The sequence below is a fragment of the Trinickia sp. genome (assembly GCF_051953405.1).
Taxonomy (GTDB): Bacteria; Pseudomonadota; Gammaproteobacteria; order Burkholderiales; family Burkholderiaceae; genus Trinickia.
Window position 1 is genome coordinate 21,052 of record NZ_JBQCIV010000015.1, and the last position, 6,538, is coordinate 27,589.

The following is a 6,538-nucleotide window of genomic DNA, read 5'->3' on the forward strand; positions in this document are numbered from 1 at the left end:
CCTGGAGTCGAATTCCTGCGACCGATTATCTCGCATCCGCGCAGGCCGCCTCAGTCGAATTTTATCGATAGAAAGAACAGCCGGCGCCCATGCGCTAAGATCGCATTCGATCGCGACGATGCGCCCGTCACCGCCAGCCATCATGCTGGCGGCACCGGCCGCGCACGCGTCGCCAAAACCTATTCGACCCGCACGAATCCACCGAAACCATGAAAATCGCCACCTGGAACGTCAATTCGCTGAAGGTTCGCCAGCAGCACGTCATCGATTGGCTCGAACTGAGCCACGTCGACGTGCTCTGCCTTCAGGAATTGAAGATGCCCGACGAGAAATTCCCGCGCGCCGAACTCGCCGAAAAGGGTTATCGCAGTTGGTTCGCGGGCCAAAAGACCTATAACGGCGTCGCCATTCTCGTGCGCGACGGGATCGAAGTCGACGAGACCCAAGTCGTCCGCAACATTCCCGGTTTCGCGGACGAGCAACAGCGCGTCATTGCGCTCACCGTGGGCGGCGCGCGCATCGTGTCGGCGTACTTTCCGAACGGGCAAGCGCCGGGCTCCGAGAAGTTCGCCTACAAGCTGCGCTGGCTAGAGGCGCTCCAGCAATGGCTCAAGGACGAGATGCACGTGCATCCGAAGCTGGCGCTGCTGGGCGACTACAACATCGCGCCCGAAGACCGCGACGTACACGATCCGAAGGCATGGGAAGGCCAGAATCTGGTTTCTCCCGAGGAGCGCGCGGCCTTCGCGAAGCTCATCGAACTGGGCTTCGTCGATGCGTTCCGCAAGTTCGAACAGCCCGAGAAGCTGTTTACATGGTGGGACTATCGGATGCTCGCGTTTCGCCGCAACGCGGGGCTGCGCATCGATCACATTCTGCTCAGCGCGCCGTTAGCCGAAGCGTGCGCGCTGTGCGAAGTGGATAAGACGCCTCGCAAATGGGACCAACCGTCGGACCACGCGCCCGTCGTTGCCATCGTCGGCTGAAGCAGTCGACGGCCGGCGGTCGCCACCGCCGACGCTAGCAGGCTCGGCGCACGCCAAGCCTGCCCTCCCGCCTATCCTCCCCCCGATTTTCCTGCCTCGACGCGACACCAGTCGCGCGGCTTGCGTCCCGCAAGGCGCGCAAGCCGCGCGCGCTTAGCGTCGGCCTCGCCTTTCCTCGGCGACACTCGCAGGGTAATTCCGTCCTAAAAAAGCGATCAAGACGACTCCGGTCCGCCTCGAATCGGCACTATCGCCGCGTTGCTCCGACATAGACCCCTCTATCGTTCGACGGATCTCGTCGAATCTTCCCGGCAACCCTCCATTCATCAAGAAAAATCTCATGCGAATCAAATGGACTATTCCCGCGGGCATGCTAGCGTTCGGTATTGCAATGTCCGCCCATGCTGCCCCCTCCATCGATTTCGTCGATCGGGACGCCCCCGCCCCGATGTATTCGTCCGCGCGCTGCGTCGCCACCCATCTCGACGGCCGGGCCTATCGCGCGTCGACGCGCCAGCTCGAAAACGTCGCGGCCGTGCCTTTAGCCGATCTCCTGGCGGGCGAACCGGGGAAATACACGGCAGAATGCACGGTCATGCTCGACGGCAGCCACGAGCGCTACACCGCCAAATTCGAAGCGGTCAAATTGAAGAAGGGCGAACCGGGAAGCGAAGCGCCCGAATACGACGAAGCGGGTTTTGGATACGGCGTGAAAACCGATCCATCCCTCGCGCGCAGCAGCTGCTACGACCGGAATACACGCCAAATGAACGCGGCATGCCTGAACAATTTCTACGGAAATGGGCGTTATTACCTTGAAGGCTATTCCCCCACGCCCGACGTCACATTCAAGGGAAATCGGGAATTCAACTCCAATGTCGGCGTGTTCCTGAAAAACAATCCGCGCTATCCGGACGGACAGCCTGCGCGCGATGCGGCTCGGAAAGCAGCCAGCACTGTATCGCCCTTCCAATGAGCGAAAGCCGAGAGGCCGCATCACAACCTCTCGGCAACGAAGCCGCTGCGCGACACCCGGTTCGCGCAGCGGCCGATAGTCGAAGCCTCGCCCGCGGCCGGAAGATCGAAGCTGCCGCACGGCGACATCGACCTCACGGCTCCAAATGCAACTCCTGAATCTTGCGCGTGATCGTATTGCGGCCGATCCCGAGCCGCTCGGCAGCTTCGACCTTGCGCCCGCGCGTGAAATCGAGCGCTTCCCGAATCACCGCCGCCTCGAAGCGCCGCGCGAGTTCGTCCATGACGTCGACGGTGTTCTCGCGCAGCATCCGCGCCACTTCCGCGCGCAGGCCGCTTTCCCAGACGCTGACAGGCAAGCCCGTCGCCACGCCCGCAAGCGCCGCAGGCGCAATGGCGGTCCCGTTGCGCTCGCTATCGCTCAACATCGCCACGCCCCCTGCAATCGGTGCGGCCGAGGCCGGGCCCGCGACGATTTCCGTCCCACTCTCGGGGGCGGCGCCCGGCACGAGATCGGGCGGCAAATCCTTGATTTCGATCGTTTGCGCAGGTGCCATCACCGTCAGCCAATTCGCCAAGTTCTCCAGTTGTCGGACGTTCCCCGGAAACGGGAGCGTCGTCAGATAAGCCAGTGCCGCCTCGGACACGCGCTTGGGCTCCACGCCGAGGTCGCGCGCACTCTTTTGAAGGAAGTGCTTGGCCAACAGCGGAATGTCCTCGCGCCGTTCGCGCAACGGCGGCAGACGCAAGCGGATCACGTTGAGGCGGTGATACAAGTCCTCGCGAAACAAGCCCTGGCGGACGCGCGATTCCAGGTTCTGATGGGTCGCTGCGATCACGCGCACGTTCGCGCGCAGCGGGCTGTGTCCGCCGACGCGATAGAACTGCCCGTCCGACAAGACGCGCAGCAACCGCGTTTGCAGGTCGAACGGCATATCGCCGATTTCGTCGAGAAACAGCGTACCGTTTTCGGCCTGCTCGAAGCGCCCTTGGCGCATGGCCTGCGCGCCCGTGAACGCGCCGCGCTCGTGGCCGAACAGTTCGGACTCCAGTAGATCCTTCGGAATCGCGGCCGTATTGAGCGCGATGAACGGCCCGTTCGCCCGGGGGCTATGCCGATGCAGCGCACGGGCGACGAGTTCCTTGCCGGTACCGGATTCGCCCGTGATCAGCACCGTCGCGGCCGAATGCGACAGCCGGCCGATCGCGCGGAACATGTCCTGCATCGCCGGCGCCTGCCCGAGCATCTCGGGGGCATCGGTCAGCAACGCCTCGCCCGCTTGCGCGCCGCGCAGGCTTTCGTCGACAGCGCGGCGGATCAATTCCACGGCCTTGTCGACGTCGAACGGCTTGGCCAGATATTCGAACGCGCCGCCCTGAAACGCGGCCACGGCGCTATCGAGATCCGAATAGGCCGTCATGATGATGACGGGCAGCTCCGGTACCCGTTCGCGTATCGCCTGCAACAATTCGAGGCCCGAGGCGCCGGGCATGCGGATGTCAGAGACGAGCACTTGCGGGCTCTCGTGCTCGAGCGCGGCAAGCGCCTCGCGCACGTTGGCGAAGCTGCGCGTGGGGAAATTCTCGCGGGCCAGCGCTTTCTCGAGGACCCAACGGATCGATTGGTCGTCGTCTACTATCCAGATCGGCTTCATGGAGTGGGTCTTATCAATTGACGAGCGGCAACAAAATCTGAAACTCGGTGTGTCCGGGGCGGCTCTCGACTTCGATCAAGCCGTCGTGCTGCTGCACGAAGGTTTGCGCAAGCGTCAGCCCGAGGCCGCTGCCGTCTTCGCGGCCCGACACCAGTGGATAAAAAATGCGATCGCGAATGTCCTCGTCGATCCCAGGACCGTTGTCGATCACGCGCAAGTCCAATGCCAACTTGAACAAGCGCTTGGAAATCGTCACCTTGCGCGCGACGCGCGTACGCAGGGCAATGCGCGCATCGCCCTGCCCGATTCGCTCGCGCAGCGCCTGCGCCGCGTTACGGACAATATTGAGCAACGCTTGAATGAGCTGCTCCTTATCGCCGCGCAAGTCGGGCACGCTCACGTCGTAATCGCGTTCGATCGTGAGTCCGCGCGGAAACTCCGCGAGAATCACCGCACGCACGCGTTCGCATACCTCATGAATATTGACGTCGCCGACGACATGCGGATGACGATGCGGCTCGAGCAAACGATCGACGAGCGTCTGCAGGCGATCGGATTCCTTGACGATCACCTGCGTGTATTCGCGCAACTCCTGCCGCTCGCGCGCGCCGAGTTCGAACTCGAGCAATTGCGCTGCGCCGCGAATCCCGCCGAGCGGGTTCTTGATCTCGTGGGCCAGGTTACGAATCAGTTGCTTGTTGGCGATCGACAAATCGTGAATGCGCTCTTCCCGGTCGGTACGCAGGTGACGTTCGTTCTCGAACAATTCCAGCAGCACGTAATCGGGCGCACTTTCGAGAAAGCCGATCACGACGTGCACATGCAGCGGCTCGCGCCCCGGCCGCTCGAGCACGGCATCGAGATGCGTCGCATGAAAGCGGTGTTCGGCGATGGCGGCGATTGTCGCGACCAGGTCGTCGCCGTTCGCGAACAGCTCCGGCCACGACATCTGCACGAGTTGCCGGCGCGAGAGATCGAGCATCGATTCGGCGGACGGATTCGCGAACGCGACGCGCAGCGTGCGTTTGTCGAGCACGAGCGCGACGGTAGGCAACGCTTCGAGCCCGGGCAGCAGGCCCGATTGGGCCAGCGCCGCATCGTCGGAAAGCGGCTGGGCCCCACCGGTTTTCGCTTTCATCAAGTTCTTGAGCACCATCGTCGACTCAAAGGTACGCGCGCGCATCGGCTTTGCATGAGACCGGAGGAAGGTGCTGAAGCACCAACTCCGGGTCGCTGCTCTGCATGAGACCGGAGTAAGGTGCTGAAGCACCAACTCCGGTCGCTGCTCTGCATGGGACCGGAGTAAGGTGCTGAAGCACCAACTCCGGGTCGCTGCTCTGCATGGGACCGGAGTAAGGTGCTGAAGCACCAACTCCGGTCGCAACGAAAAAGGGACGGCGCCGCCGTCCCTTCGAGACTATGCGCTTCGCCGACAACGAAGGACGAAGCGCATCGCGTCGCTTACAGCGAGTAGTACATCTCGAACTCGATCGGATGCGTCGTCATGCGCAGGCGTTGCAGCTCGCCTTCCTTCAGTTCGAGGTACGCGTCGAGCATGCCGTCGGTGAACACGCCGCCGCGCGTCAGGAACTCGCGATCCTTGTCGAGCGCATCCAGCGCTTGGTCCAAACCGGCGCAAACCGTCGGGATCTTTGCGTCCTCTTCGGGCGGCAGATCGTACAGGTTCTTGTCGGCGGCTTCGCCCGGATGGATCTTGTTCTGCACGCCGTCCAAACCGGCCATCATCAGCGCCGAGAAGCACAGGTACGGATTCGCCATCGGATCCGGGAAGCGCGTTTCGATACGGCGGCCCTTCGGGTTGCTCACGTGCGGAATACGGATCGATGCCGAACGGTTGCGCGCCGAGTAAGCAAGCTTCACCGGTGCTTCGAAGTGCGGCACGAGGCGCTTGTACGAGTTCGTCGTCGGGTTCGTGATCGCGTTCAGCGCGCGAGCGTGCTTGATGATGCCGCCGATGTAGAACAGCGCGAATTCCGACAGGCCTGCATAGCCGTTGCCCGCGAACAGGTTCTGACCGTCCTTCCAAATCGACTGGTGAACGTGCATGCCCGAGCCGTTGTCGCCGACGACAGGCTTCGGCATGAACGTCGCCGTCTTGCCGTACGTGTGCGCCACGTTATGGACGATGTACTTCAGTTGCTGCGTCCAGTCGGCACGCTGCACGAGCGTCGAGAACTTCGTGCCGATTTCGTTTTGGCCTTGGCCCGCCACTTCGTGGTGGTGCACTTCGACCGGGATGCCGATCTGCTCGAGCAACAGGCACATTTCCGAGCGCATGTCTTGGAACGTGTCCACCGGCGCGACCGGGAAGTAGCCGCCCTTCGTGCCCGGACGGTGACCCGTGTTGCCGCCTTCGAATTCCTTGCTCGACGACCACGGTGCTTCTTCCGAGCCGATCTTGACGAAGCAGCCCGACATGTCCGTATTCCATTGAACCGAGTCGAAAATGAAGAACTCGGGTTCCGGACCGAAGAAGGCCGTGTCGCCCAGGCCCGTGCTCTTCAGGTACGCTTCGGCGCGCTTGGCCAGCGAACGCGGATCGCGCTCGTAGCCCTTTCCGTCGGCCGGCTCGACCACGTCGCAGCTCATCACGAGCGTCGGCTCTTCGTAGAACGGATCGATGAAGGCCGTGTTGGCATCGGGCATGAGCAGCATGTCCGACGCTTCGATGCCCTTCCAGCCGGCGATCGAGGAACCGTCGAACGCATGGCCGCTCTCGAACTTGTCTTCGTCGAACGCCGACAGCGGCACCGAGACGTGCTGCTCCTTGCCGCGCGTATCGGTGAAGCGAAAGTCGACAAACTTGACGTCCTCGTCCTTCACGAGCTGCATGACGTCGGCCACGGATTTACTCATATCCTCTTCTCCATTGATAGGTTCGGCGGTTCTTCGCTTTTATCG

5 protein-coding genes are annotated in these 6,538 nt (G+C 62.5%); 2 read left to right on the forward strand and 3 right to left on the reverse strand.

Annotated features, from left to right (window positions below; genetic code table 11):
* The first annotated feature begins 209 nt into the window (after positions 1-209).
* Together xth and ACTHN9_RS03195 are read left to right on the forward strand one after the other, a co-directional pair.
* Positions 210-986: an exodeoxyribonuclease III gene (gene xth / locus ACTHN9_RS03190; RefSeq protein ID WP_440535303.1), complete on the forward strand. Its 777-nt coding sequence runs from the start codon at positions 210-212 to the stop codon at positions 984-986.
* Positions 987-1,326: 340 nt separating this feature from the next.
* Positions 1,327-1,962 (forward strand): hypothetical protein, encoded by a 636-nt coding sequence (locus ACTHN9_RS03195; protein WP_440535304.1) that lies wholly within the window; start codon positions 1,327-1,329, stop codon positions 1,960-1,962.
* Positions 1,963-2,095: 133 nt separating this feature from the next.
* Here the strand turns inward: ACTHN9_RS03195 and ntrC are convergent, their stop codons facing one another.
* From ntrC to glnA, 3 genes are all read right to left on the reverse strand, one after another.
* A complete protein-coding gene (gene ntrC, locus ACTHN9_RS03200; RefSeq protein ID WP_440535305.1) occupies positions 2,096-3,616 on the reverse strand; it encodes a nitrogen regulation protein NR(I) in 1,521 nt (506 codons plus the stop codon).
* 13 nt (positions 3,617-3,629) lie between these two features.
* Positions 3,630-4,772 (reverse strand): nitrogen regulation protein NR(II), encoded by a 1,143-nt coding sequence (gene glnL / locus ACTHN9_RS03205; RefSeq protein WP_440535306.1) that lies wholly within the window; start codon positions 4,770-4,772, stop codon positions 3,630-3,632.
* Between the two features lie 305 nt (positions 4,773-5,077).
* Positions 5,078-6,493 carry a type I glutamate--ammonia ligase gene (gene glnA / locus ACTHN9_RS03210; RefSeq protein ID WP_440535307.1) on the reverse strand — a complete coding sequence of 472 codons (1,416 nt, stop codon included), beginning with the start codon at positions 6,491-6,493 and terminating at the stop codon, positions 5,078-5,080.
* Positions 6,494-6,538: the final 45 nt, after the last annotated feature.

Coding starts and splice junctions, on each gene's coding strand:
- xth (WP_440535303.1), top strand. CDS start 210: ATGAAAATCGCCACCTGGAACGTCAATTCGCTGAAGGTTCGCCAGCAG.
- ACTHN9_RS03195 (WP_440535304.1), top strand. CDS start 1,327: ATGCGAATCAAATGGACTATTCCCGCGGGCATGCTAGCGTTCGGTATT.
- ntrC (WP_440535305.1), bottom strand. CDS start 3,616: ATGAAGCCGATCTGGATAGTAGACGACGACCAATCGATCCGTTGGGTC.
- glnL (WP_440535306.1), bottom strand. CDS start 4,772: ATGGTGCTCAAGAACTTGATGAAAGCGAAAACCGGTGGGGCCCAGCCG.
- glnA (WP_440535307.1), bottom strand. CDS start 6,493: ATGAGTAAATCCGTGGCCGACGTCATGCAGCTCGTGAAGGACGAGGAC.